The 25,984-nt window shown below is 70.1% G+C and carries 24 protein-coding genes and 2 pseudogenes; 14 read left to right on the forward strand and 12 right to left on the reverse strand.

All coding sequences use genetic code 11. The annotated features are described in order from the left end of the window. Positions 1-37: 37 nt before the first annotated feature. On the forward strand, positions 38-307 hold the full coding sequence (locus AV521_RS34545) for a DUF397 domain-containing protein (protein WP_179023601.1): 270 nt from the start codon (positions 38-40) through the stop codon (positions 305-307). Between the two features lie 108 nt (positions 308-415). Here AV521_RS34545 and AV521_RS34550 read toward each other — a convergent pair whose 3' ends face one another. After that, the gene (locus tag AV521_RS34550; protein ID WP_076094166.1) at positions 416-889 is read right to left on the reverse strand and encodes an ATP-binding protein; all 474 of its coding nucleotides are present in this window, start codon (positions 887-889) and stop codon (positions 416-418) included. 366 nt (positions 890-1,255) lie between these two features. On the opposite strand from AV521_RS34550, the gene AV521_RS34555 reads away from it, so the two are divergent. The 4 genes from AV521_RS34555 to AV521_RS34570 all read left to right on the forward strand — a co-directional run bounded on the left by AV521_RS34555 (position 1,256) and on the right by AV521_RS34570 (position 5,079). Then, entirely contained in the window at positions 1,256-2,080 is an 825-nt protein-coding gene (locus AV521_RS34555; protein ID WP_076094168.1) for a helix-turn-helix transcriptional regulator, read from the forward strand. Between the two features lie 190 nt (positions 2,081-2,270). After that, positions 2,271-3,731, forward strand: coding sequence for an aldehyde dehydrogenase family protein (locus tag AV521_RS34560; RefSeq protein ID WP_076094170.1), 1,461 nt, complete (start codon positions 2,271-2,273; stop codon positions 3,729-3,731). A gap of 109 nt (positions 3,732-3,840) precedes the next feature. After that, positions 3,841-4,389: a DinB family protein gene (locus tag AV521_RS34565; RefSeq protein ID WP_076094171.1), complete on the forward strand. Its 549-nt coding sequence runs from the start codon at positions 3,841-3,843 to the stop codon at positions 4,387-4,389. Positions 4,390-4,443: 54 nt separating this feature from the next. After that, positions 4,444-5,079: a PadR family transcriptional regulator gene (locus AV521_RS34570; RefSeq protein WP_076094173.1), complete on the forward strand. Its 636-nt coding sequence runs from the start codon at positions 4,444-4,446 to the stop codon at positions 5,077-5,079. On the opposite strand, the gene AV521_RS34575 is transcribed toward AV521_RS34570, so the two are convergent. Further along, positions 5,076-6,482 carry a glutamate decarboxylase gene (locus AV521_RS34575; RefSeq protein ID WP_076094175.1) on the reverse strand — a complete coding sequence of 469 codons (1,407 nt, stop codon included), beginning with the start codon at positions 6,480-6,482 and terminating at the stop codon, positions 5,076-5,078. The two genes, AV521_RS34570 and AV521_RS34575, sit on opposite strands and share 4 nt — an antisense overlap. Positions 6,483-6,520: 38 nt before the next feature. Continuing rightward, positions 6,521-7,811: pseudogene (locus tag AV521_RS34580) on the reverse strand (ion channel protein). A gap of 122 nt (positions 7,812-7,933) precedes the next feature. On the opposite strand from AV521_RS34580, the gene AV521_RS34585 reads away from it, so the two are divergent. Beyond that, a complete protein-coding gene (locus tag AV521_RS34585) occupies positions 7,934-8,716 on the forward strand; it encodes a MerR family transcriptional regulator (protein ID WP_179023603.1) in 783 nt (260 codons plus the stop codon). Between the two features lie 15 nt (positions 8,717-8,731). Here the strand turns inward: AV521_RS34585 and AV521_RS34590 are convergent, their stop codons facing one another. After that, a complete protein-coding gene (locus AV521_RS34590; RefSeq protein WP_023547712.1) occupies positions 8,732-9,097 on the reverse strand; it encodes a YbjQ family protein in 366 nt (121 codons plus the stop codon). A gap of 142 nt (positions 9,098-9,239) precedes the next feature. Here AV521_RS34590 and AV521_RS34595 point away from each other — a divergent pair, with 142 nt between their 5' ends. After that, positions 9,240-10,148: a DedA family protein gene (locus AV521_RS34595; RefSeq protein WP_076094176.1), complete on the forward strand. Its 909-nt coding sequence runs from the start codon at positions 9,240-9,242 to the stop codon at positions 10,146-10,148. Positions 10,149-10,199: 51 nt separating this feature from the next. On the opposite strand, the gene AV521_RS34600 is transcribed toward AV521_RS34595, so the two are convergent. Both AV521_RS34600 and AV521_RS34605 read right to left on the reverse strand, forming a co-directional pair. Next, entirely contained in the window at positions 10,200-11,855 is a 1,656-nt protein-coding gene (locus AV521_RS34600; RefSeq protein WP_076094178.1) for a threonine/serine exporter ThrE family protein, read from the reverse strand. Between the two features lie 154 nt (positions 11,856-12,009). Further along, positions 12,010-12,501, reverse strand: a complete 492-nt coding sequence (locus AV521_RS34605; protein WP_076094224.1) for an inorganic diphosphatase — start codon at positions 12,499-12,501, stop codon at positions 12,010-12,012. Positions 12,502-12,580: 79 nt separating this feature from the next. Here AV521_RS34605 and dacB point away from each other — a divergent pair, with 79 nt between their 5' ends. The 6 genes from dacB (at position 12,581) to folE (ending at position 20,286) form a co-directional block, all read left to right on the forward strand. Beyond that, entirely contained in the window at positions 12,581-14,185 is a 1,605-nt protein-coding gene (gene dacB / locus AV521_RS34610) for a D-alanyl-D-alanine carboxypeptidase/D-alanyl-D-alanine-endopeptidase (protein WP_256725785.1), read from the forward strand. A gap of 92 nt (positions 14,186-14,277) precedes the next feature. Next, complete coding sequence (locus AV521_RS34615; RefSeq protein WP_076094180.1) at positions 14,278-15,411, forward strand: zinc-dependent metalloprotease; 1,134 nt, start codon at positions 14,278-14,280, stop codon at positions 15,409-15,411. A gap of 192 nt (positions 15,412-15,603) precedes the next feature. Further along, positions 15,604-16,659: a tRNA lysidine(34) synthetase TilS gene (gene tilS, locus AV521_RS34620; protein WP_076094182.1), complete on the forward strand. Its 1,056-nt coding sequence runs from the start codon at positions 15,604-15,606 to the stop codon at positions 16,657-16,659. 89 nt (positions 16,660-16,748) lie between these two features. After that, positions 16,749-17,309, forward strand: a complete 561-nt coding sequence (hpt, locus tag AV521_RS34625; RefSeq protein WP_023547705.1) for a hypoxanthine phosphoribosyltransferase — start codon at positions 16,749-16,751, stop codon at positions 17,307-17,309. A gap of 196 nt (positions 17,310-17,505) precedes the next feature. Next, on the forward strand, positions 17,506-19,548 hold the full coding sequence (gene ftsH, locus AV521_RS34630) for an ATP-dependent zinc metalloprotease FtsH (protein WP_076094184.1): 2,043 nt from the start codon (positions 17,506-17,508) through the stop codon (positions 19,546-19,548). 132 nt (positions 19,549-19,680) lie between these two features. Then, on the forward strand, positions 19,681-20,286 hold the full coding sequence (gene folE, locus AV521_RS34635) for a GTP cyclohydrolase I FolE (protein ID WP_076094186.1): 606 nt from the start codon (positions 19,681-19,683) through the stop codon (positions 20,284-20,286). A gap of 45 nt (positions 20,287-20,331) precedes the next feature. Here folE and AV521_RS34640 read toward each other — a convergent pair whose 3' ends face one another. The 6 genes from AV521_RS34640 to AV521_RS34665 form a co-directional block, all read right to left on the reverse strand. Then, positions 20,332-20,820: a DUF3180 domain-containing protein gene (locus tag AV521_RS34640; protein WP_076094187.1), complete on the reverse strand. Its 489-nt coding sequence runs from the start codon at positions 20,818-20,820 to the stop codon at positions 20,332-20,334. 71 nt (positions 20,821-20,891) lie between these two features. After that, a complete protein-coding gene (folK, locus tag AV521_RS34645) occupies positions 20,892-21,503 on the reverse strand; it encodes a 2-amino-4-hydroxy-6-hydroxymethyldihydropteridine diphosphokinase (protein ID WP_076094189.1) in 612 nt (203 codons plus the stop codon). Next, complete coding sequence (gene folB, locus AV521_RS34650) at positions 21,500-21,859, reverse strand: dihydroneopterin aldolase (protein ID WP_076094191.1); 360 nt, start codon at positions 21,857-21,859, stop codon at positions 21,500-21,502. The genes folK and folB overlap by 4 nt, the downstream gene beginning before the upstream one ends. Before the next feature lie 248 nt (positions 21,860-22,107). Further along, entirely contained in the window at positions 22,108-22,641 is a 534-nt protein-coding gene (locus AV521_RS34655; protein WP_076094193.1) for a nuclear transport factor 2 family protein, read from the reverse strand. After that, a complete protein-coding gene (gene folP, locus AV521_RS34660) occupies positions 22,638-23,642 on the reverse strand; it encodes a dihydropteroate synthase (RefSeq protein WP_079249535.1) in 1,005 nt (334 codons plus the stop codon). The genes AV521_RS34655 and folP overlap by 4 nt, the downstream gene beginning before the upstream one ends. A 144-nt stretch (positions 23,643-23,786) precedes the next feature. Next, positions 23,787-25,601 (reverse strand): phosphatidylglycerol lysyltransferase domain-containing protein, encoded by a 1,815-nt coding sequence (locus AV521_RS34665; protein ID WP_076094195.1) that lies wholly within the window; start codon positions 25,599-25,601, stop codon positions 23,787-23,789. A gap of 225 nt (positions 25,602-25,826) precedes the next feature. Between AV521_RS34665 and AV521_RS51420 the strand changes: the two are divergent. Next, positions 25,827-25,984 (forward strand): annotated as a pseudogene (locus AV521_RS51420) (esterase); the annotation flags it as partial.

Below are 25,984 nucleotides of genomic sequence, written 5' to 3' on the forward strand. Positions count from 1 at the left end.
TGGCCACACCAGCCAGTGCACCACCGGGGAGCGACCTGTGGACCGCGACGTTGACGGCGTGTACGGGGGGTACGACGTGTACAACGGCATGGCTGCCGCGCAGTTGGCCGGAGTGGCCTGGCAGAAGAGCAGGCACAGCAACTCGCAGGGTTCCTGCGTGGAGTTCGCGCGGCTGCCGGGCGGCGAGGTCGCCGTACGCAACTCGCGTTTTCCGGACGGCCCGGCGCTCGTCTACACGCGCGCGGAGATCGAGGCCATGCTGCTCGGCATCAAGGACGGCGAGTTCGACCATCTGATAGTGAGCTGACGCCCGGGTGGGGGCGGGCCGCCCGCCCCGGTGGCAACGATGTCGGACGCGCGGGAAGAGGCGCTGTGACGCGCGTAGAAACCGGGCGTCCGTGGGTGCTTCGCCGTGTCAGCCGACCGGACGGAGCCGGAACAGCGCCCAGACGACCTTGCCGTCGAGGGTGCCCGCGAGCGGATGCCAGCCCCAGCTGTCGGCGAAGGAGTCGACCAGGAACAGCCCGCGTCCGGACTCGGCGGAGAAGTCGTCCGAGTCCCGCGGCACCGGTGTCTCGTGGCTCGGGTCGCGCACCGCGCACACCAGCCGCTCGGTCCAGCGCATCAGGTGCAGCCGTACGGACGCTGCGGCCTCGGGGCATCCCGTGTCGGCCGGCACCGCGTGGCGCAGGGCGTTGGTGACGAGTTCCGAGACGACCAGGCATATGTCGTCGAAGCGGTCGCCGACGTCCCACTTGTCGAGGGTGTCACGGGTGAAGTGCCGGGCCTCGCGCACCGCCTCGTAGCGGGCGGGCAGGGCGCAGGAGGCGGCATCGGACACGGCCGCGGGATCCAGCGGCGGAAGGCCCTGCCGTAACGGCTTGAGCATGGTCGATCCATTCGTCCCCATGCGAGGCACTCCCGGGAAGACGCGGTCGTTGCGATGCAGCGGTGGCGCGGCACCATGGTTTCGGATGCGGGAAGCAGATGCAAGGGCAGATGCACGTGCACGCGACCGAATTGGCCCTGCCCGTACCGCTTGTTGGCCATTTTTTCCGCCATCTTCTCGGCGATTGTCGCCAGAGGTACTGACCTCTTCCCGACCACACACAGGCAGAAACGGCTCACCTCTTTCCGTTTCCGTAACCGGGCGAGTACTGCTCGAAGTGTTTTAGTGGCAGACTGCGGGCCCTGAAGACGGTTGGGGAGGCTGGCGAACGTGAGCGCGGGAGAGCCCGGATCGGTGGTGCGGCGGATGCTGCTCGGCTCGCAACTCAGGCGACTGCGTGAAGCGCGGGGGATTACGCGTGAGGCGGCGGGGTACTCGATCCGCGCCTCCGAGTCGAAGATCAGCCGGATGGAGCTGGGCCGGGTGAGCTTCAAGACCAGGGATGTCGAGGACCTGCTGACGCTGTACGGCATCACGGACGAGATGGAGCGCGAGTCGCTGCTCTCCCTCGCCCGGGAGGCCAACGTGGCCGGCTGGTGGCACAGTTACACCGACGTCCTGCCCAGCTGGTTCCCCACTTATGTGGGCCTGGAGGGCGCCGCGTCCCTCATCCGGGTCTACGAGGTGCAGTTCGTCCACGGCCTGCTCCAGACCGAGGAGTACGCCCGCGCGGTGGTCCGGCGCGGCATGACGGGCGCGAGCCAGGCAGACGTCGAGCGCCGGGTCGCGCTGCGTCTGGAACGGCAGAAGCACCTGTTCGCGAACAGTGCCCCCGAGTTCCACTTCGTCCTCGACGAGGCCGCCCTGCGCCGCCCCTACGGCGACCGCGAGGTGATGCGCGGCCAGCTCCAGCACCTCATCGACGTCTCCCAGCGGCCCAACGTACGACTGCAGATCATGCCGTTCGGTTTCGGCGGGCACTCCGGTGAGAGCGGCGCCTTCACCGTCCTCAGCTTCCCGGACGCCGACCTGTCCGACGTCGTCTACCTGGAGCAGCTGACCAGCGCCCTCTATCTGGACAAGCGCGAGGACGTCGCCCAGTACGAGCAGGCGCTGAAGGAACTGCAGCAGGACAGCCCGGGCCCCGACGAGAGCCGGGATCTGCTCCGCGGGCTCCTGCAACTGTCCTGAGCGGTCACTTTCCGCCTTGAGATCTGTCTCGCACCGTCTGGATATCTGCCCTGAGCCGGTCCTGAGCGGGTCCTGAGCCGGTCTTCAGTCTGTCTTGAGCGGACGCCTTCAACTCGCTTTAAACGCAAGTACGATGACGTGCGATCAGGCATGGCGTAGATCTGGTGTCCGCTAGCGATTGAGGGATCACATGTCGTCCTACTTCACCGACCTGGCCCAGCAGTACATCGACGGCGAGTGGCGTCCGGGCACCGGCTCCTGGGACGTCATCGACTTCAACCCGTACGACGACGAGAAGCTGGCCTCGATCACAGTGGCCACGGTCGACGAGGTGGACCAGGCCTACCGGGCAGCCGCCCGCGCCCAGAAGCAGTGGGCCGCGACCAACCCGTACGCCCGCCGCGCGGTCCTGGAGCGGGCGCTGAGGCTCATAGAGGACCGCGAGCAGGAGATAGCCGACCTGATCATCGCGGAACTGGGCGGCACGCGCGTGAAGGCCGGTTTCGAGCTGCACCTCGCCAAGGAGTTCCTGCGCGAGTCGATCCACCTGGCACTGCGTCCCGAGGGCAGGATCCTGCCCTCCCCGGCCGACGGCAAGGAGAACCGCGTCTACCGGGTGCCGGTCGGCGTCGTGGGCGTGATCAGCCCCTTCAACTTCCCCTTCCTGCTGTCGCTGAAGTCGGTGGCCCCGGCACTCGCGCTCGGCAACGGCGTGGTCCTCAAGCCGCACCAGAACACCCCGATCGCCGGCGGCACCCTGATCGCCAGGATCTTCGAGGAGGCCGGGCTGCCCGGCGGCCTGCTCAACGTCGTCGTCACCGACATCGCCGAGATCGGCGACGCGTTCATCGAACACCCCGTCCCGAAGGTCATCTCCTTCACCGGCTCCGACAAGGTCGGCCGGCACGTGGCCACCGTGTGCGCGGCGAACTTCAAGCGCTCGGTGCTCGAACTGGGCGGCAACAGCGCGCTGGTGGTCCTGGACGACGCCGACATCGACTACGCCGTGGACGCGGCGGTCTTCAGCCGGTTCGTCCACCAGGGCCAGGTCTGCATGGCCGCCAACCGGGTCCTCGTGGACGCCTCGGTCGCCGAGGAGTTCACCGAGAAGTTCGTCGCCAAGGTCCGCACCCTGAAGGTCGGCGACCCGCGCGACCCGCAGACCGTCATCGGCCCGGTGATCAACTCCCAGCAGGCGGGCGCCATTTCCGGCACCGTCGAGCAGGCGCTCGCCGAGGGCGCCACTGCCCTCGTGCGGGGCGCCACCAACGGCAACCTGGTCGAGCCCAGCGTGCTCAGCCACGTCCCCGCCGACTCCGCGCTGCTCCAGCAGGAGGTCTTCGGCCCGGTCGTCTTCCTCATCCCGTTCGACGGCGAGGAGGAGGCGCTCCGCATCGTCAACGACACCCCGTACGGCCTCAGCGGCGCTGTCCACACGGGCGACATCGAGCGGGGTGTCGCCTTCGCCAAGCAGATCGACACCGGCATGTTCCACGTGAACGACGGCACGGTGCATGACGAGCCGATCGTGCCGTTCGGCGGCGAGAAGCACTCCGGCCTCGGCCGCCTGAACGGCGAGACGACGCTGGAGGCCTTCACGACCATCAAGTGGATCTCGGTGCAGCACGGGCGCAGCGGCTTCCCGTTCTGACGAATTCTCGCCGAGGCGGACCATTGCGGACAGTACCTGACCGCAATGGTCCGTAACGTCATCGGTGTCAGGGCGAAAGCCCCGGTGAACCGATGAAAGGGTGGCCGTCATGGTCATGCACGTGCCTGCGGAGGCGAACGGCGACGAGCGAGGAGCGCTGCTGGCGTTCATCGAGGAGCAGCGAGGCGGCATCCGCCGGGCCCTGCTCGGACTGACCGAGGAGCAGGCCCGTTCTTGCCCCAGCGCCAGCGAGTTGTCGCTCGGCGGTCTGCTCAAGCATGTCGCCGAGATCGAGGACATCTGGATCGCCCGCGCCAAGCAGGAGCAGCCGCCGGTCCGGCGCAACGAGTCGAACTGGCACGAGAGCTTCCAGCTGGTCGGCGAGGAGACGGTCGCCTCGCAGCTGGCGTACTGGGAGCAGGTCGCCGCCGAGACGGAGAAGTTCATCCGCTCCGCGCCGAGCCTGGACGACACCTTCCCGCTGCCGCCGGACCCGTGGTTCCCGCCGGAGGGCCGGGTCTCGCTGCGCTGGCTGTGTCTGCACCTGATCCGCGAGACGGCCCGGCACGCCGGCCACGCGGACATCATCCGCGAGTCCCTGGACGGCAAGACCGCCTTCGAGCTGGTGGCCCAGGAACAGGGCGCCTCCTGGGGGTGATCGCGGGGCGGGCGGCCGTACGGAGGTGAGCCCCGCGGCCATAACCTGGACCGCATGTCAGCGATCCGTCTTCTCGTGCTGGGCGCGGTCCGCCAGCACGGGCGGGCCCACGGCTACCAGGTGCGCAACGACCTGGAGTACTGGGGCGCGCACGAGTGGTCCAACGCCAAGCCGGGCTCGATCTACCACGCCCTGAAACAGATGGCCAGGCAAGGGCTGCTGCACGCGCACGAGATCGCGCCGTCCACGGCGGGCGGGCCGCCGCGCACCGAGTACGAGCTGACCGAGAAGGGCACCGAGGAGTACTTCACCCTGCTGCGCGACGCGCTGGTCACCTACGACCAGCGGGGCGACATGAAGACGGCGGCCATCGGTTTCATGGTCGACCTGCCGAGGGCCGAGGCGGTGGCGCTGCTGAAGGAGCGCACACGCCGGATCGAGGCGTGGCGCTCCTCGGTCACCGAGCACTATGTGCCCGAGGAGGGGCCGGGGCAGCTCGGTCACATCGGCGAGATCATGAACATGTGGGTCCACACGGCCGACTCCGAGGCCGAGTGGACCCACGGCCTCATCGACCGCATCGAGAGCGGCGCCTACACCTTCGCCACCGAGGGCGAACCGTTCGTCGGCGTCCTCGCCGAGGACGAGGAGAACCCCTACGCGACGGGGGAGCGGCATCCGGGGGACTAGTGATGGAAGCTGGTGGCCGCGTCCTTGTCCCGGGTCAGTGGGTGCGGCTGCCGGCGCAGCTCGGGCAGGAGGCGGGTCAGGTCGGCCAGGAACAGGTCGGCCAGGTCGTGGGAGAAGCCGTTGCGGCACACCACCCGCAGCACGGACAGGTCCTCCCGGTTCGCCGGGAAGGTGTACGCGGGCACCAGCCAACCGCCCTCGCGCAGCCGCCGGGAGACGTCGAAGACGTCGTACGCGGTCACGTCCGGGGCGGTGGTGAAGGCGAAGACCGGCAGCTCGTCGCCTCGGGTCAGCAGCCGGAAGTCGCCGAGCGCCGCGATCCGCTCGGCGAGCCCGGTCGCCACGTCCCGCGTCGACTGCTGCACCGCGCGGTAGCCGTCCCGGCCCAGCCGCAGAAACGTGTAGTACTGCGCGACCACCTGGGCGCCGGGGCGGGAGAAGTTGAGCGCGAAGGTCGGCATGTCGCCGCCCAAGTAGTTGACCCGGAAGACCAGTTCCTCGGGCAGCGCCTCCTTGTCCCGCCACAGCGCCCAGCCGACGCCCGGGTAGACGAGGCCGTACTTGTGGCCCGAGGTGTTGATCGAGGCCACGCGCGGCAGCCGGAAGTCCCACATCAGGTCCGGGTCCAGGAAGGGCGCCACCATGCCGCCGGACGCGCCGTCCACATGCACCGGGATGTCGAGCCCCGTGCGCTGCTGGAGGGCGTCCAGGGCCGCACACAGGTCGGCGATCGGCTCGTAGGAGCCGTCGAACGTCGAACCGAGGACGCCGACGACCCCGATGGTGTTCTCGTCGCACAGCTCGGCCGCGGCCTGCGGGTCGAGACGGAAACGGTCGCCTTCCATGGGCACCTGCCGGGCCTCCACCTCCCAGAAGTTGCAGAACTTCTCCCAGCACACCTGGACGTTGACGCCCATGACGAGGTTCGGCCGGGCGCCCGGATAGCGGTCGGCGTTGCGCCTGGCCCAGCGCCGCTTGAGCGCCATCCCGGCGAGCATGCACGCCTCGCTCGACCCGGTCGTCGAACAGCCCACCACCACCGACGGGTCCGGCGCGTTCCACAGGTCGGCGAGCATCGCCACACAGCGCCGCTCCAGCTCGGCCGTGCGCGGGTACTCGTCCTTGTCGATCATGTTCTTGTCCCGGCACTCCGCCATCAGCACCCCGGCCTGCGGCTCCATCCAGGTGGTGACGAACGTGGCCAGATTCAGCCGGGAGTTGCCGTCCAGCATCAGCTCGTCGTGCACCAGCTGATACGCCGTGGACGGGGGCAGCGGCGCGTCCGGGAGGCGGTGTGTCGGCGGGGCCTCGGTCATGCCGCCGACCGGATTGGCCTCCCCGTAGAACGGGTTGACCGACAGCGTCCGCGCTTCGTGCTTCTCGGAACCTTTGTGCAGGGCCATGAACGTGCCTCCAGGGAAGGTTGTCAGCGAACCGTTTGTCAGCGGACCGGGGTGCCGTTCTCGCGCAACTGCATCTGCGCGCGCCCCGTCACCAGCAGCCGGGCCGGCAGCGACGCGACGCACAGCAGGGCGAGGACGCTCGGCGAGGCGACCAGCACGGCGGCCGTGAACAGGCTCACCCAGGCCTGCCGGGTGATCGCCAGGAGCATGCCCAGGACACCCGTCGCCACGCCGACCACCGGATGGACGGCGGGAACGAGCGCGTGGGCGCACAGGCCCAGGGCGGTGCCGATGAAGACCGCCGGGAAGATACGGCCGCCGCGGAAACCCCATGACGCGGCGACGAGCAGCGCGGCCGGCTTCACCACCGCCATCGCGGCGAACCGCCCCGCCGACCAGCCCTCCGGGCGGCGAGCCAGCTCCCCGACCTCCGACAGCCCCTTGAACAGCGTCACAGGGCCGCCCAGCGCCCCCAGAGCGCCCAGCACGACCCCGCCGGCCGGGAATCATCAGCATCGGGTGCCGCAGCCGCCGGAAGGCCGCGTGGACATGCGGGAAGGCGTACACGGCGCCCATGCCGAGCAGTGCGGCCGCCGAGGCGATCACGAGGGCCGCCAGGAGATTTTTCGCGTGCGGGTGGCCCATGGGCGGCAGCCCCAGGCCGAACGTCGGGTGGGCTACCAGGGTGGTCGTCATGGCCCCGCACGCGCCGGCGACCAACGGCGCGAACACGATGTCCCACAGCTGCCCGCGCACCGGCCGCCCGGCCAGCGCCTCGGAGATCACCAGCGCCGCCGCCACCGGCGTGCCGAACAGCGCTCCGATCGTCGCCGCCTCGGCCAGCACCGGCCACAGGGCGTCCGGCGTCCGGGGCAGCAGACGCGTGCCGAGCCAGGCCGCGAGGCTCACGTTCACGGCGATGATCGGGTTCTCCGGGCCGAGGCTCGGGCCTCCGGCCGGCATCAGCCCGGTCGCCAGCACCAGGCCCGGCAGCACGACCGGCGCCATCGCCGGGGCGTTCAGGCCGACGGTCGCCGGCTCCGGCCCGGCGTGCCCGGGCGCCTTCCACACCACCAGGCCGACCGCCGGCCCCGTGGCGATCAGCGCCGCGAACATCCACGGCACCGAGTAGCGGCCCACCCCGAGCGCGTCCGGCAGCGGCCCCCACAGCACCTGCTGGAGCCGCTCCGCCGCCCCGCTCACCCCGACGAAGACCAGGCTCGCGACGACACCGATGGCCACGGCGGGCAGGATGAACGGCAGCAGGGCCCGCGCCGGAGCCGTAGGGGCGGACGGGGGCGCCTGCGACGCGTCGGTTTCCTGGCCCACGGGCTCACCATAAGCGGACAAAATCCGCACAACATCCCGAACATCATGAAGGGGAACCGGCTTGCACCTCACGTGACGTGAGGCCTCAGCGTGGAGGGCGTACCGACCGAAGGAGCGGAAAAGTGAGCTACTCCGTGGGACAGGTCTTCTCCGTGGGAGAGGTCGCGGGGTTCGCCGGGGTCACGGTGCGCACCCTGCACCACTACGACGAGATCGGCCTCCTCGTGCCCGGCGAGCGCACGCACGCCGGCCACCGGCGCTATACCGACGCCGACCTCGACCGGCTCCAGCAGATCCTGTTCTACCGGGAGCTCGGCTTCCCGCTCGACGAGGTCGCGGCCCTGCTCGACGACCCGGACGCGGACCCGCGCGCACACCTGCGCCGCCAGCACGAACTGCTGACCGCCCGGATCGAGAAGCTCCAGAAGATGGCCGCGGCCGTGGAGCACGCCATGGAGGCACGCAAGATGGGCATCAACCTCACGCCGGAGGAGCGTTTCGAGGTCTTCGGGGACAAGGACCCCGAACAGTACCGCGAGGAGGCGGAGCAGCGCTGGGGCAACACGGAGGCGTACGCCGAGTCACAGCGCCGCGCCGCCACTTACACCAAGGAGGACTGGAAGCGCATCCAGGCCGAGGTCGACGACTGGGGCGAGCGGTACGCCGCTCTGGTTGCCGCCGGCGAGCAGCCGGCCGGCGAGGCGGCCATGGACATGGCGGAGGAACACCGCCGGCACATCAGCAGGTACTACTTCGAGGTCCCGTACGAGCTGCACCGGTGCTTCGCGGAGATGTACGTCTCCGACGAGCGCTTCAAGGCGTTCTACGACTCCATGCGCCCTGGGCTCGCGGAACACCTGCGCGCCGCCATCCTCGCCAACGCCGACCGGCACACCGCGTCCTGACTCCTGGCCCGGGGCTCACCCCCGGGCCAGGACCACCGCCGTGCCGTACGCGCACACCTCGGTGCCCACGTCGGCGGCCTCGGTCACGTCGAACCGGAACGCCAGCACTCCGTTGGCGCCACGCGCGCGTGCCTGCTCCACCAGACGCTCCATGGCCTGGTTGCGGGTCTGTACGAGCGTCTTGGTGAGGCCCTTCAGCTCGCCGCCGATCATCGACTTCAGCCCGGCGCCGATCTGGCTGCCGAGGTGCCGGGAGCGCACGGTGAGTCCGAAGACCTCGCCGATCACCTGCTCCACCCGGTACCCGGGCACGTCGTTCGTGGTCACGACCAGCACGTCCGGCTGCGGCTCCTGGCCGCCGCCGTAGTCATCGAGTCCCATGAATCACAGCTTTCTCTCAGTCATCCCACAGTGCATCCTGGAGACACCGGTGGAACCTGGGGCGGTCACATCACGTTGATAGCTTTGTGCGGCCTTCACATGGACGCCGTAGCCGCCTTCACCCCCTCAGGAGCCCGGACCCGTGATGACACTCGCCCTCGGCCCGAGCTGGCTCGATCCCAACACGCTGCTCGACAATTTCGGCATCTGGGGCCTGCTGCTCGTCGTCTTCGCCGAGTCCGGCCTGCTCATCGGGTTCTTTCTGCCCGGTGACTCGCTGCTGTTCACCTGCGGCCTGCTGATCACCTCGCACCAGCTGAAGTTCCCCCTGTGGGGCGCGATAGCCCTGATCTGCCTCGCCGCGATCCTCGGCGACCAGGCGGGCTACATGTTCGGCACGAAGGTCGGCCCGTCCCTGTTCAACCGCCCGGACTCCCGCCTGTTCAAGCAGGAGAACGTCACCAAGGCGCACGAGTTCTTCGAGAAGTACGGCCCGAAGTCCCTGGTCCTGGCCCGCTTCGTGCCGGTCGTGCGCACGTTCACGCCGATCGTCGCGGGCGTCAGCGGCATGAAGTACCGCTCGTTCCTGATCTTCAACGTCATCGGTGGCGTCCTGTGGGGCGCGGGCGTCACCCTGCTCGGCTCCTGGCTGGGCAACATCGGCTTCGTCAAGAACAACATCGAGGCGATCCTGATCCTGATCGTCCTCGTCTCCGTGGTCCCCATCGCCATCGAGTTCCTCCGCGCCCGCAGCAAGGAGAAGAAGGCCCCGCGGCCCGAGCCGGCGAGCCGGCAGCCCCAGCAGCAGCCGGCCATGGACCCCGCGACCACCCAGCTGCGCCGCATCGAGCCGGAGCAGCAGTACGGCTACCCGTACGAGCAGCAGCCGTACCAGCAGCCCCAGCAGTCCCAGCAGCATGACCAGTACTGGAACCAGGGCTACGACAACAACGGGTACTACGACCAGCAGCAGTACCCGCAGCAGCAGTACGAGCAGCAGCGGTACCCGCAGCAGCAGTACCCCTACGACTACGACTACCGCCAGCACTGACAGGGGCGCGGGCAGTCGCCGGCGGCGAATGGGCCCAGAGCTGGTCGGCGCTTAAAAACCCCTGGTCCGCTTGGCAGCCCGCCGCTTCCCGGCGGAACCAACCCGAAGGAACAGCCGGAAGATCTCCGACCCCAGATTGACCCCGATCGCGATGGCCATCGCCAGCGACGCCGCGTTGGCCAGCGACACCAGCCCCTTGTCCACCTCGTTCTGCGCCATGCTCAGCAGCCCGAAATACGTGGCGGAGCCGGGCAGCAGCGGCCCGATCGCCGCCGTCGTATAGGGCAGCGCCGACGCGAACCGGTACCGCGACAGCAGCTGCCCGAACAGACCCACCAGCCCGGCCGCAACGGCCGTGGACGCCACCGGCGAGATGTCGGCGACGTAGTGCATCGCGCCGTACACCGTCCACGCGACGCCCCCGTTGAGGGTCACCCACAGCACGGTCGACCGCTCCTGCTGGAGCAGTACCGCGAAGGTCAGCGACAGCAGCATGGAGGCCGCGATCTGGATCAGCGGCCGTTCGTTGATGATGAGCGCCGCGTCCGGGTTCAGCTTGCCGCCGATTTTCACGCCGAAGTACAGGACGACCAGCACGCCGGCGACGATGCCGACGAAGAAGTACAGGACCTCCAGCAGCCGGGCCGCCGCGGTGATGTAGAAGCCGGTCAGACCGTCCTGTACGCCCGCCACCAGAGCCCGCCCGGGCAGCAGGGCGAACAGTCCACCGGTGACGACGGCGGCCGCCTTCACGTCGACGTGCGCCAGCGCGAACGCCACCCCGATCGCCGCGGGCGGCATCGCGGCGACCGTGAACTGGTAGAACTCCGGCAGCCCGCGCCCCGCGCACAGCCAGGCCAGCCGGTCGCCGAGCATCGCGCCGACGGCCGCCGCGACGAACACGATCAGATCACCGCCGACCAGCACGGAGGCCGCGCCGGCCAGCAGACCACCGGCCAGGGTCAGCGCCCACCCGGGGTAGGGGTGCCGGTTGCGGCGGATCTCCGCCAGCCGCCGGTAGGCCTCCTCCAGGGAGACATGGGTCTCCGGGTCGGTCAGATCGTCCACCAGCCGGAACACGGCCGCGAGCCGGGTGTAGTCGGTGCCCCGCCGCCGTACCGTCCGCGACGCCGTGACCGGGTCCTCCACCAGCGACGGCTGGTGCGAGATCGACAGCAGGGTGAAGGTGACGTTCGGCTCGCAGCGGTCCAGGCCGTAGGAGCGGCACACCGCGAACATCGCGGCCTCCACGTCCTCCGCGCCCTCACCGCCGGCCAGCAGCAGCTCCCCGATACGCAGGGTCAGGTCGAGGACGCGCGGGACGGCCGGGCCGCCCTCCTCCTCGCGCTGCACCTGCTCCGGCGCGGGCCGCTCGGCCACCGGCATGCGCAGCATCGTGCGCATCCGGTCCTGCCAGGGCGCGTCCTTGATCAGGCTGACCAGCGGCACTCCGGTGGCCGGAGTGAACGCGACCAGGGAGTCCTCGGCGCTGTAGGTGCTCGGCAGGCTGAATGCCGAGCCCTCCGGCTCGGCACTCGGCGGCTCCGGCGTGTGCAGCCCCTTCGGGACCGTGAACTCGGAGGTCGTCTCCGCCTCGCCGACCGTCCTCGGCACGTCGAGGCCCGCGGGAATGGCGAACTCTGACGTGATCTCCGGGTCGTACCGCGCCTCGTCCGACCGGGGCTTGCGGTCCTCCGCCTCCGTCACCTCGCACCGCTCCCTGAACGACACCTTCCGCTGGCCTCAGTATGCGCACAGACGTCCGGACGAGTCCGCACGCGTGCGTGGATGCGGAAAGGGCCGCACGCACGCGCGTACGGCCCTTTCCGCAGAAGACGCCTCAAAAGGCGCCGTAGGGGCGTCAGTGGCCGCCCGTCTCCTCGAAGCGCTTGTACGACCGCTCGATCTCCGCCTCGGCGTCCGTACGGCCCACCCAGTTGGCACCCTCGACCGACTTGCCGGGCTCCAGGTCCTTGTACACCTCGAAGAAGTGCTGGATCTCCAGGCGGTCGAACTCCGACACGTGGTGGATGTCGCGCAGGTGCTCCACCCGCGGGTCGGTGGCCGGAACGCACAGCAGCTTGTCGTCGCCGCCCGCCTCGTCCGTCATCCGGAACATGCCGATCGCACGGCACTTGATGAGGCAGCCCGGGAAGGTCGGCTCGTCCAGGATGACCAGCGCGTCCAGCGGGTCGCCGTCCTCGCCGAGGGTGTTCTCGACGAAGCCGTAGTCGGTCGGGTAGGCGGTCGAGGTGAAGAGGCGACGGTCCAGGCGGATCCGACCGGTCTCGTGATCCACCTCGTACTTGTTGCGCGAACCCTTCGGGATCTCGATCGTGACGTCGAACTCCACCGGTGGCTCCTCCATGATCAGCACATAGTTCTGGTGGTTAAGTGTCCCTCACGCACGTGTGTGATCGCGAAAGGGGCTGGTGGTCGTGCCAGAGCTGAGGCCTTGGCGGGACGCGGGACCGCAGCTGGAGCGGATCGCGAACGCCGTACGACCGCGTCTGGCGCGGGCCGCGACGGCCGCGAAGCCGCGCCTTGCGCGGTTGGCACGGGCCCTTGGACACCGGCCCCCGCACCTGCCGCGTGCCCGGTCCGTCAGGACCTGGCAGTACACCGCGGGCGCCGCCACCGCCGGCCTCGCACTCGCCGCCGGCGTGGTGACCGTGGCCGGCCCCTGGGACGCCGACGGCCAGCGTACGGCCGAGCGGGACCGGGCGGTCGCCCTGCAGCGGTCAGGTGGCGCAGATCACGGCGGATCCGGTACGACGGCGGGGGCGCCCCGGCCCGCGCCGAGTGCCGCGCCCGTCCTGGCGGGCCTGGACGCCACGAGGAGCGCCATCGGCACCCAGCAGGCCGCCCCGGGCCCCAAGGCCCTCTCCGACGTCCTGGGGCCCCTTCTGAACGCCCCCGCGCTGGGCGACACGCACACGGCCGCCGTCGTCGACGTGGCCACCGGCGCGCGCGTGTACGGCGCCGACGACAACAAGGCCCTCACCCCGGCCTCCACCACCAAGATCGCCACCGCGGTCGCCGCTCTGTCCGCCCTGGGTCCCGACCACCGCCTCACCACCCGCGCCGCCCTCGAACCCGACACCGGCGAACTCGTCCTGGTCGGTGGCGGCGACCCCACTCTCACCGCCCACCAGAACGCCGGGGGAGGGTGGGCCAGCCTGCGCACGCTGGCGGCGAGCAGCGCGAAAGCACTCCGGAAGCACGGCATCCGCAAGGTCACGCTCTCCTACGACACGACCCTGTACTCCGGCCCCGCCCTGCACCCCATCGGCGTCAACGACAACCTGGCCCCGGTCAGCGCCCTGACCGTCGACGAGGGCCGCACCGACGACTCCACCAGCGGTCCGGCGACCCGCGTGAGTGACCCTGCGAAGGACGCGGCCGGCAAGTTCGCGGGCTTCCTGAAGGATGCCGGCATCACCACCACACCCCCCGGCCCCTCCAAGGCCAGCACGCGCGCGGAGACCCTCGCCACAGTCTCCTCGCCCCCGCTGTCCGCCCTGGTCGAGCGCATGCTGACCAACAGCGACAACGACATCGCCGAGAACCTGGCCCGCCAGACGGCCCTCACGAGCGGCCGGCCCGGCAGCTTCGACGGCGGCGCCGAGGCGATCTCCGCGCGGCTGACCAAGCTCGGTCTGCCGATGTCCGGCGCCGCCTTCCACGACGGCAGCGGCCTCGACCGCGACGACCGGCTCACCGCCGACCTCCTCACCGGCCTCCTGGTCACGGCCGGCGACCCCGACCGCCCCGGCCTGCGCCCCGTCCTCACCGGCCTGCCCGTGGCCGGCTTCACCGGCACCCTGGCCGACCGCTACACCGACAGCGCCGCAGGCGTCGTACGCGCCAAGACCGGCACCCTGACCGGGGTGAACACCCTCGCCGGCACGGTCGTGGACAGCGACGGCCGCCTGCTGGCCTTCGCCTTCATGGCCTCCGGCACGGCAAACCCCGCGGAGGCCGAGTCCGCCCTGGACAGAACGGCGACGGCACTGGCGAGCTGCGGCTGCAAGTAGCCACCGGCATCGGGTGCCCCGGCAACACCCCCGGCCACCCCCGACCTCACACGGCCTGCCCGAAGTGGGAACGCTCACGTACGGTTGACAGCATGACTGGCTTCGGTGGCACCACATCTCCCGGGATGGTCGACTGGAACCTCGCGGTGGCGACCGCGACGCGGCTCGTGCGACCGGGCCCCGACGTCAGCCGCGACGAGGCCCGCGCCGTCGTCGCGGAGCTGCGCCGGCACGCGAAGGCCTCGGAGGAACACGTCCGGGGCTTCACTCGTATGGGCACCGAGGAGATCCACGACACCCCCGTCCTCGTGGTCGACCGCCCCGGCTGGGTCCGCGCCAACGTCGCCGGTTTCCGCGAGATCCTCAAACCGCTCCTGGAGAAGATGCAGGAACGCCGCGCCGACAGCCCCGGCAGCGCCGTCCTCGGCACCGTCGGCGGCAAGGTCACCGGCGTGGAACTCGGCATGCTGCTGTCGTTCCTGTCCTCCCGCGTCCTCGGCCAGTACGAGACCTTCGCCCCCGCCACCCGTGACCTCCCCTCCGGTGAGAACGGCGGCGGCCGCCTCCTCCTCGTCGCCCCCAACATCGTCCACGTCGAGCGCGAACTCGACGTCGAGCCGCACGACTTCCGGCTGTGGGTGTGCCTGCACGAGGAGACCCACCGCACCCAGTTCACGGCCGTGCCCTGGCTGCGCGACCATCTGGAGGGCGAAATCCAGTCGTTCTTGGCGGAGACAGACGTCGACCCGATGACCTTCCTGGAGCGCATCAGGGAAGCCGCCCAGTCCCTTGCCGGAGGCCGCCCCGAGGGCGAGGAGGACGACGGCGGCCGCTCCTTCGTGGAACTGGTGCAGACCCCGGCCCAGCGCGAGATCCTCAGCCGCCTCACCGCCGTGATGTCCCTGCTGGAGGGGCACGCCGACTACGTCATGGACGGCGTCGGCCCCAGCGTCGTACCGACCGTCTCGGAGATCCGCGAGAAGTTCCAGCAGCGTCGCGCCAAGGGCGCCTCCCGCCTCGATCTCGCCCTGCGCAAGCTGCTGGGTCTGGATGCCAAACTGAGGCAGTACCGGGACGGCGAGAGGTTTGTACGAGCCGTTGTCGAGCAGGTGGGCACCGACGGCTTCAACCGTGTGTGGACCTCGCCCAACACCCTTCCCACCAAGGCGGAGATCGCCAAACCGGCGGACTGGGTCGCGCGGGTGCACCGCAAGGCAGAGTCGTGAACGGCATGGACACGTCGTGAATGGAATCCGGCCTGCGGCAGGCGAATGCCCCTCCAATCACCCGTCCGAGGGACCGTGGGCCATGCGTAGGCGTGCAATGCTCGGGGAACCGCCCGGTTCTGTCACCATCTACACACTCTGAGTGACCTACTCGGGCTCACCCCCCAGAAAACTTCATGAAGGGAACCGGACATGGGTCCCCATCCTGCGGTCGCGGCGATACGCCTGGCGGTCCGCCGCGTCCTCCACGACATCCTCAACGACGACCACACCTCCGGCGGGCTCGGCCGGCAGGCCTCCGGCGAGCGCACGCTCCTGACAGCCGAGCGGTCCCCCTCCCCGCTCGTGCTCGTCGCGTGCTCCGGCGGCGCCGACTCCATGGCCCTCGCCTCCGCCCTCGCCTTCGAGGCGCCACGCCTCGGCCTCCGCGCCGGGGGCGTCACCATCGACCACGGCCTCCAGCCCGGCTCCGGCCTCCGCGCCGACGAGGTCGCGCTGCGCCTGCAAGAACTCGGTCTCGACCCGGTCGAGTCCGTCACCGTCACCGTCGGCCGCGACGGCGGACCCGAAGCAGCCGCCCGCGACGCCCGCTACGCCGCCCTCGACGCCGTCGCCGAACGCCACGGGGCCACGGCGATCCTCCTCGGCCACACCCGCGACGACCAGGCCGAAACCGTCCTGCTCGGCCTCGCCCGCGGCTCCGGCATCCGCTCCCTGTCCGGGATGGCCGCGGTCTCGGGGGCCGGCGGCCGTTACCGGCGGCCCTTCCTGGCGCTCGACCGGCAGACCGCCCGCAAGGCCTGCATGGCCCAGTCCCTGCCGGTCTGGGACGACCCGCACAACACCGACCCGGCCTACACCCGCTCCCGGCTCCGGCACGAGGGCCTGCCCGCGCTGGAGAAGGCCCTCGGCAAAGGAGTCGTGGAGGCGCTCGCCCGCACCGCCCAGCTCTCCCGCGACGACGCCGACGCCCTCGACACCTGGGCCAGCCAGGCCGAGGCCTCCGTACGCGACGCCACGGGCCTGCTGGAGTGCGCCAAGCTCTACGCCCTGCCGCCCGCCGTACGCCGCCGGATCCTGCGCCGCGCGGCCATCGAGGCCGGTGCCCCGGCCGGTTCGCTGTTCGCCCGCCACATCGAGGAAGTCGACCGTCTGATCACCGGCTGGCGCGGCCAGGGAGCCATCAATCTCCCGGGCAAAGTCGTCGCCCAGCGCCAGGGTGGCAGACTGGTGATTCGGCAAGGCTGAATCCCGGCCCCGCGGAGCGACCCTCCGGCGGCCGGCCAGGGCAGCCGGTGGCCGTGACTGCGGCCGTAAGTGCGGGACGACCGAAAGTGATGCGGGTGGACGCGAAAGACATGGGTGCCGACCTCCAGCAGGTGCTCATCAGCAAGGAAGAGATCGACGCGAAGCTGGCCGAGCTGGCCGCGAAGATCGACGCGGAGTACGAGGGCAAGGACCTGCTCATCGTCGGCGTCCTCAAGGGCGCCGTGATGGTCATGGCGGACCTCGCGCGGGCGCTGTCCACCCCTCTCACCATGGACTGGATGGCCGTGTCCTCCTACGGCGCGGGCACCCAGTCCTCCGGTGTCGTGCGGATCCTCAAGGACCTCGACACCGACATCAAGGGCAAGCACGTCCTGATCGTCGAGGACATCATCGACTCCGGCCTGACCCTGTCCTGGCTGATCAACAACCTCGGCTCCCGCGAGCCCGCCTCCCTGAAGGTGTGCACGCTGCTGCGCAAGCCCGATGCGGCCAAGGTCGCCATCGACGTCGAGTGGGTCGGCTTCGACATCCCGAACGAGTTCGTCGTCGGCTATGGCCTCGATTACGCCGAGAAGTACCGCAACCTGCCGTTCGTCGGTACGCTCGCGCCTCACGTCTACGGCGGCTGAGCCACTCGGCTCAAGCCTTGTAGGACGATCGGGAACCCCGGCGGGTTCCGTGCCGTTGAAGCATGCAGAGACGGGTTTCCCCGCCGTCGAAGACGACTTCGTGCGGCTTCGGGCATCCATGCTGGGGTACCGTCAGAAGAACTGTCTTATCAAACTCACTATGGCAGGAGGGACGGGGCGGCACCGCTCCGTATGGATGGACGTGAAGCGATACTTCCGTGGGCCGGTCATGTGGATCGTGCTGGCCGTCCTTGCCGTGGTCGTGTTGATGCAGGTCGTCGGCTCGTCCGGCGGCTACAAGACGGTGGACACCGGCCAGGTCGTCGCGGCGATCAATGACAACAGGGTCCAGTCGGCGAAGCTGACCACAGGCGACGAGCAGACCATCAAGGTCACCCTCAAGGACGGCCAGAAGGTCGACGGCAGCTCGAAGATCCAGGCGAGCTACATCGGTGACCAGCAGGGCACTCAGCTCGCCACCAATCTTCAGACCAAGTACGAGAGCAAGCAGATCCCGGACGGCTACACGGTGTCGCCGTCCAAGCAGAACCCGTTCGTCGGCGTCCTGCTCTCCCTGCTGCCCTTCGTCCTGATCGTGGTCGTCTTCCTGTTCCTGATGAATCAGATGCAGGGCGGCGGCTCCCGGGTCATGAACTTCGGCAAGTCCAAGGCCAAGCTCATCACCAAGGACACCCCGAAGACGACCTTCTCCGACGTCGCCGGCTGCGACGAGGCCGTCGAGGAGCTCCACGAGATCAAGGAGTTCCTGCAGGAGCCGGCCAAGTTCCAGGCCGTCGGCGCCAAGATCCCCAAGGGCGTGCTGCTCTACGGCCGCCCGGGTACCGGCAAGACCCTGCTCGCGCGCGCCGTCGCCGGCGAGGCGGGCGTCCCCTTCTACTCGATCTCCGGTTCCGACTTCGTCGAGATGTTCGTCGGTGTCGGTGCCTCCCGAGTCCGTGACCTGTTCGAGCAGGCCAAGGCGAACGCCCCGGCGATCGTCTTCGTCGACGAGATCGACGCGGTCGGCCGCCACCGTGGCGCCGGCCTCGGCGGTGGCCACGACGAGCGCGAGCAGACCCTGAACCAGCTGCTCGTCGAGATGGACGGCTTCGACGTCAAGGGCGGCGTCATCCTGATCGCCGCCACCAACCGGCCCGACATCCTCGACCCGGCGCTGCTGCGCCCGGGCCGCTTCGACCGGCAGATCGCGGTCGACCCGCCGGACCTGCAGGGCCGTCTGGAGATCCTCAAGGTTCACCAGAAGGGCAAGCCGGTCGCGCCCGACGTCGACCTGTCCGCCGTCGCCCGCCGCACCCCGGGCATGACCGGTGCCGACCTCGCGAACGTGCTGAACGAGGCCGCGCTGCTCACCGCCCGAGGCGACCAGAAGCTGATCGACAACAAGGCGCTGGACGAGGCGATCGACCGTGTGGTCGCGGGCCCGCAGAAGCGGACCCGGATCATGTCGGACAAGGAGAAGAAGATCACCGCGTACCACGAGGGCGGTCACGCCCTGGTCGCGGCGGCCTCGCCGAACTCCGACCCGGTCCACAAGATCACGATCCTGTCCCGCGGCCGCGCCCTCGGCTACACGATGGTCCTGCCGGACGAGGACAAGTACTCGACCACGCGCAACGAGATGCTCGACCAGCTGGCCTACATGCTGGGCGGCCGCGCCGCCGAGGAACTGGTCTTCCACGACCCGACCACCGGCGCCGCGAACGACATCGAGAAGGCCACCAACCTGGCCCGCGCGATGGTCACGCAGTACGGCATGACCGAGCGCCTGGGCGCCATCAAGTTCGGTGGCGACAACAGCGAGCCGTTCCTCGGCCGTGAGATGGCTCACCAGCGCGACTACTCGGAAGAGGTCGCCGCGCTGGTCGACGAAGAGGTCAAGAAGCTCATCGAGACCGCGCACAACGAGGCCTGGGAGATCCTGGTCGAGAACCGTGACGTGCTCGACCAGCTCGTCCTTCATCTGCTGGAGAAGGAGACCCTGGGCAAGGAGGAGATCGCCGAGGTCTTCGCCCCGATCGTCAAGCGCCCGCCGCGGCCCGCCTGGACCGGCTCCTCGCGCCGCACCCCGTCCACCCGCCCGCCGGTGCTCTCCCCGAAGGAGCTGGCACTGACCAACGGTGCGAACGGCGCGACGGCCGCGATCAGTACGGTCAAGTCCACCGCAGCGGAGTCGGCCCCGGTGACGGACCAGACACCGGAGGACCGCCCGGAGAGCTGACGGCTTTCGGCCAACCGGCCCGGAATGAACGCCGCGTCCGCCAGGTTTTAGCCTGGGGGCGCGGCGTTCTCATGTCCGCAACATGAACATGTGGCTGCCGCCACGTGTGAAGGCTCAGGAACGAGGAACCAGATGACCGACCCCGTGACGCTGGACGGCGAGGGCCGCATCGGCGAGTTCGACGAGAAGCGCGCCGAGAACGCCGTACGCGAGCTGCTGATCGCGGTCGGCGAGGACCCGGAGCGCGAAGGCCTGCGGGAGACCCCGGCTCGGGTGGCACGGGCGTACAAGGAGATCTTCGCGGGCCTGTGGCAGAAGCCCGAGGACGTCCTGACGACGACATTCGACCTGGGGCACGACGAGATGGTCCTGGTGAAGGACATCGAGGTGTACAGCACCTGCGAGCATCATCTGGTGCCGTTCCGGGGAGTGGCGCACGTCGGATACATCCCGTCGACGTCCGGGAAGATCACCGGCCTGTCCAAGCTGGCCCGGCTCGTGGACGTCTTCGCGCGCCGCCCCCAGGTGCAGGAACGTCTCACGACGCAGATCGCCGACTCCCTGATGACGATCCTGGAGCCGCGAGGCGTGATCGTGGTCATCGAGTGCGAGCACATGTGCATGTCCATGCGCGGAATCCGCAAGCCGGGCGCGAAGACCATAACGTCGGCTGTCCGGGGTCAGCTGCGGAACGTGGCCACACGGAATGAGGCGATGAGCCTCATCATGGCGCGCTGACGCTTTGGCGCTCACGCCGCCGAGGCCTTCGCCCGGTGCCGGCGGTCATGCCACCGGCTCTGCCCCCGGGGGGTTCTGGTCGTCGTCCTCCGGGAGCCTGCACACCCGCTCCAGGAAGATCGCCGCCGCTATCACGCCGATGCCTGCCAGGACCGAGAAACCGGCGTAGAGGGCCTGGTCGCGGCGGGTCGGGATGTCGAGCAGCTCCAGCAGGAAGACACCCGTGCCGCCGTACATGCCGGCGACGAGGGCGGCGACCAGGGCGCTGGCCTGGCCGAAGACGACCGCGCGGGCGGCCATCAGGGGGTCGACGCCCTTCGCGCCGGGGCGGCGCTCGCGCTGGGCCTTGAAACGGGCGCGCAGCGAGAGCGCCGTCGAGAGCAGGACCACCGCGATCAGGGCGAGCACGATGGGTGCGGCCAGGGGGACGCTGGGGAGGGTCCCGATCGAGTTCCAGAGGCGGGCGCCCGCCCAGGACAGGATGCCGGCCACGACGAACACGCCCGCCAGCACCCTGATGCGCAGCTCTCTCACGGTGTCCCTTCAGCTCCCCCGGACCGGTCCGGACTGCGGTCGTGTCGACCTTGTCGTCTTGACCTTAACGACTACTCGGGCAGTCGGAGTTCCAGGTCCTCGCGGGGTTCGACACCCGTGCGGGTGATGACCGACAGCAGTTCGGCCACGGGGCCGCGGCCGGGCAGCTGGGCCTGCGGGTCCACGTCGTGCCAGGGCGCGAGCACGAAGGCGCGTTGGTGGGCGCGCGGGTGGGGCAGGGTGAGCTTCGGGTCGTCGGAGGTGACGTCCGCGTAGGCGACGATGTCGACGTCCAGGGTGCGCGGGCCCCAGTGCTCGTCGCGGACCCGCTTGAAGGCCTCCTCGACGGCGTGCGCCCGCTCCAGCAGGGAGGCGGGGGGCAGGGTGGTCTTCAGGAGCACGACCGCGTTGAAGTACGACGGCTGGCTGCCGGGCTCGACGCCCCACGGCTCTGTCTCGTACACCGGGGAGACGGCCTTCACACGGACACCGGGGGTGTCCTCGAGCGCGTCGACGGCGCCCTGGAGGGTCTCCAGGCGGTTGCCGAGGTTCGAGCCGATGGAGATCACGGCCCATTTGGGGTTCTGCAGGGTCGTGTCGGCGGCGTCGACCTGCTCGACGACCGAGGCGGGCACCGGCTGGACGGTCGGGTCGCTGTGACCCTGAAGGAAAGGTCGGGTCATACTCGGCTCCGGGTGATGGTGACGGTCACATCATCGAAGGGGACGGTGATCGGCGCGTCGGGCTTGTGGACACAGACCTCGACCTCCTGGACCCCTTCGTGCTTCAGGCAGGTCTGGGCGATCCGCTCGGCGAGAGTCTCGATGAGGTCCACCGGCTCGCCCGCGACCACGGCCGCGACCTCCTCGGCCACGACGCCGTAGTGCACGGTCTTCGCCAGGTCGTCGTCGGCCGCGGCCGGCCGGGTGTCCAACCCCAGGACGAGGTCGACGATGAAGGTCTGGCCCTCCTCGCGCTCCTTGGGGAACACACCGTGGTGCCCGCGGGCCTTGAGGCCGCGCAGCGCGACACGATCCACGCGAATCACTCCTGCAATCGTCGGGAATGACCGGCCCGTACCGCGTGCGGGCGGCACACCGGCTTCAGACGAATCTACCTGCGGGCACTGACAAAGCCGGGCTGCGGGGCGCGGGCCCGGGCTGGGATCACGAGGGTTCATCTCGTGTTTCCCCGGGAAAACCCGGCCGTGTCATGGGCTGGTAGCGGCTCATACCCAGGGGTAGGTGATTCCAACCACTTCTTGCTCCCTGTGCGGGGTGTACCGGCTCAGGCGAGGGGCTCGTCGTCCGGATTCACGCCGTCGACGCCGCTCTCGCCGTCCTCGTCGTCACTCTCCGCCAGGACGGGGGAGGCGTGGTGCGACCAGAGCTTCCAGCCGGAGGGCGTGCGCCGGAACACGTTCGTGGCGACGACGAGCTGCCCGACCAGCGGTCCCAGTTCCGCGCCGTCCTTCGGGGCGGGGCCGCCGCTGAGGATGTTCTCGGTGCAGGTCACGAGCGCGGTGTCGCCGGTCACGGAGACGTGCACATCGGTGAGGAAGAACTGGATGTAGTCGGTGTTGGCCATGATCAGGGCATACGACCTGAGGACCTCGCCGCGGCCGGTGAGCACCGGCCAGCCGGGGTGGACGCAGGAGATCACGCCGGTGTCCGCCGGGTCGTGGTACTCCTCGTCGACGCCCAGGTCGGCGGGGGTGAGCCAGAGCGAGGACAGCTCCTCGAAGTCACCGCGTTCCATCGCCTCGTAGAAGGCGGTGTTGGCGGCCTCCACCTGTTCGACGTCGGTATGAGGGGCGCTCACCGGGGTCCTTCCGCCCCGTGCGCACCGTCGGCGCCAGACACACGCCCGCCGCCGCGCGCCTCGCGCTCGCTCGCGGTGCCCGGTGTGTGCTCTGCATCACGCGCCCCGCGCTCACCTGCCGTGCCCGGCGCAGAACCTGTTGTACGCGCCTCCTCCACGGCGCGCGCGACTCGTACCGCGTCCGCGGTGGCGCGGACCTCGTGCACGCGCACTGCCCATGCGCCGGAGTGCGCCGCGAGTGCGGAGACGGCGGCCGTGGCGGCGTCGCGCTCCCGGGCCGGCGGGGGCGCCCCGTCCGGGCCGGCGAGGACGCGGCCGAGGAACCGCTTGCGGGAGGCGGCCACGAGCAGGGGGTGGCCAAGGGCGCGCAGACGGTCGAGGTGGGCGAGGAGGGTGAGGTCGTGCTCGGCGTCCTTGGAGAAGCCGAGGCCGGGGTCGACGACGATGCGGTCGGGGGCGATACCGCCCGCAAGAACGGCCTCCACACGCGCGTGCAGTTCGTCCACGACTTCGGCGACGACGTCCTCGTAGACGCCTTGGACGTTGTCGCCCTGGAGGAAGCCGCGCCAGTGCATGACGACGAACGGGGCGCCCGCGGCGGCGACCGCCGGGATCATCGCGGGGTCGGCGAGGCCGCCGCTGACGTCGTTGACGAGGGCGGCACCGGCCGCGAGGGACTGTTCGGCGACGGAGGCGCGCATGGTGTCGACGGAGACGACGACGCCTTCGGAGGCGAGGCCGCGGACGACCGGGACGACCCGGCGGAGTTCCTCGTCCTCGTCGACGCGGGTGGCCCCGGGGCGGGTGGACTCGCCGCCGACGTCGACCAGGTCGGCGCCCTCGGACACGAGGTCCAGGGCGCGCTTCACGGCGGCGGTCGTGTCGAACCAGCGGCCGCCGTCGGAGAAGGAGTCGGGGGTCACATTGACCACACCCATGACCGCGCACCGGTCCCATGCCGGAAGGCCGGCGACCCGGCCGCGCCCGCTGTGGTTGTTCATACGTTCAGCGTAGGCCCAGCGGGGCCCCGGGAATGCGCGACGGCCCGGGCGGAGACCCCGTGCTGGAGGGGGTGGGACGCCCGCCCGGGCCGGTCCTCGGTCGCACCGCTCGCTCACATGGTGCTCAGGGTTGCCGTACGGCGCTCAGGCCGCGCGCACATCCCGTTCCGCCACGGAGTGCGCGCAGGGGCGCTCGACGCTCGCCCTGCGCCGACGCAGGAAGCGCGGGAGCGGGAGCGCGAGGTCGACGAAGCCCTCCGCCTGCATGGTGGCGAAGCCGATGCGGGGCAGGTCGGTCGTGGCGCGGTAGACCATGAACCGGGGTTCCCAGCGCGGCTGGAACTTGGCGTTGAACTTGTACAGCGACTCGATCTGGAACCAGCGCGAGAGGAACACCAGCAGCCCGCGCCAGGCACGCAGCACCGGACCGGCGCCGATCTTCTCCCCGCGCGCGAGGGCGGAGCGGAACATCGCGAAGTTCAGCGAGATCCGGGCGATGCCGAACTTCGGCGCGGCCTGCAGGGCGGCGACGATCAGCAGTTCGTTCATGCCGGGGTCGGCGCTGCGGTCGCGGCGCATCAGGTCCAGTGAGACGCCGTCCCTGCCCCAGGGCACGAAGTGCAGGACCGCCTTCAGGTCGCCGTACTCGCCGGGCTCGTCGTCCTGCTTGTGGGCGGTGGCGATCAGGCAGTCGCCGTCGGCGGGGTCGCCGACGCGGCCGAGGGCCATGGAGAAGCCGCGCTCGGTGTCGGTGCCGCGCCAGTCCTCCGCGGCCCGGCGGATCCGCTCCAACTCGGCCTCACCGAGGTCACGGATGCGCCGTACTCGGGTTTCGTAGCCGGCCCGCTCGATGCGCTTGACCATCTGTCGCACGTTGCGCATCGCGCGTCCGGCGAGCGAGAAATCCGCGACGTCCACCACCGCCTCGTCGCCCAGTTCCAGGGCGTCCAGGCCGGTCTCGCGGGTCCACACCTCGCCGCCCGTCTCCGAGCAGCCCACCACGGCCGGGGTCCAGGAGTGGGCCTTGGCCTCGTCCATGAAGCGCTCGATGGCGCCCGGCCAGGCCTCGACATCACCGATCGGGTCGCCGCTGGCGAGCATCACGCCGGAGATGACCCGGTAGGTGACCGCGGCCTTGCCGCTGGGCGAGAAGACGACCGCCTTGTCGCGGCGCAGCGCGAAGTGGCCGAGAGAGTCGCGGCCGCCGTGCTTCTCCAGCAGGGCCCGCAGCCGGGACTCGTCCTCCTCGGTGAGGCGCGCCGCCGGGTGCTCGGGGCGGAACGCCAGGTAGATGGTGGTGACGGCGGTGATCCAGCCGAGGGCGCCGAGCGAGAAGGCGACGGTCCAGGACGTGTTGCCCTGGTAGTCGACCGGGCCCTCGAAGCCGAACAGGCCGTAGACGACGTGTGTCAGCCGGTCGGCCAGGCTCGGGTCACCGATCGTCCGGTGCGGGTGCACGCTGACGATGACGAGTCCGAGGACGAGGGATCCGGCACTCATGAGTACGAAGTTGGTAAGAGCGCGCCACCTGCTGCGCGGGTCCGGCAGGGCCGCGAACTGGTCACGATGGAGCAGCAGCGGGACGAGCAGCGCGACCGCGATCAGCACGCCGACGATAGAGTGCCGATACGCGAACTGTGCCGCCGCACCCGCGGGCAGCAGCGCGACCGCCGCCCGCCAGGCCCGGCGCTTGCGCCGCTTGAGCCCGTGCGCGAGCAGCAACAACAGCACACCGGCACTGAGCGAGAGCGCCGCGGCGAAGGGCCCGAACGAGCCCGGCAGCACCTCGGCGATCGCGTGCATACGGCTGTGGCGGAAGCGTGGGAACACACCCGCGGCAATGTCCAGAACGCCCACGAGGGCGACCGCTCTGCCGACGAGGACGGGAACGGCCTCGGGGCGCGGGCCGCGCAGTATGCGCCGCGCCCGGCTGGATCGGCTCGGAACCCCGCCCGACATTTCCCCATCTATCCTGACAGACATCGCATCCCGTAGTTCTGCGAGAGACCTTGAACCCGGGCCCTAGCGGGCATCCGGCGACATTGCGCCCTCTAGGACGGTGTCTCGGGGAGAGAGGTTCACTCCCCGCCGAAAGTCGGGTCAAAGGTCAAGGAAAGCCCCGGGCAAGCCCTCGCAACTACGCGTGGGCTGTGCCGGGCGGAAAGCGCAGGCAGGAAGCAGCCCATGGGTCTCACGAGCAACAAGGTGCTATTGCTGGCGATCATCGTCGCCGCCGTTCTGTTCGTCGCCACGGTGTGGCTGTGGCCGCGACTGGCACGGCAGAGCTGGCGTGCCGTCGGCGGGCGGATCGGGCTGATGCTCGCCACGCAGCTGGCGATCTT

This window comes from Streptomyces sp. IMTB 2501, from assembly GCF_001953885.1.
Taxonomy (GTDB): domain Bacteria; phylum Actinomycetota; class Actinomycetes; order Streptomycetales; family Streptomycetaceae; genus Streptomyces.